Here is a 213-nt window from a genome sequence, read left to right as displayed (position 1 = left end):
CCCCGACGACCTGGCCGGGGAGGTCCTCGAGGCGTACGTGGTCCTGCGCGACGGCGTGGAGGGTGGCCCGGAGGCCGAGTCCGGCCTACAGAAGTGGGTCAAGACGGAGTTCGCCGCCCACGCCTTCCCGCGCCGGATCCACTTCGTCCGCGAGCTGCCCAAGACCCCGTCGGGCAAGATCCAGCGGTTCCTGCTGCGCAAGGAGCGCGCCGG

The 213-nt window shown here is 72.3% G+C and carries 1 protein-coding gene; it reads left to right on the top strand.

Annotation, left to right across the window (positions count from 1 at the left end):
- Positions 1-213: AMP-binding enzyme (locus G6024_RS13035; RefSeq protein WP_478213493.1), on the top strand; the 213-nt coding region annotated here is incomplete at both ends.

The sequence above is a fragment of the Dietzia maris genome (assembly GCF_014144855.1).
Lineage (GTDB): Bacteria > Actinomycetota > Actinomycetes > Mycobacteriales > Mycobacteriaceae > Dietzia > Dietzia kunjamensis.
This window is presented reverse-complemented; position numbering and strand designations above follow the sequence as displayed.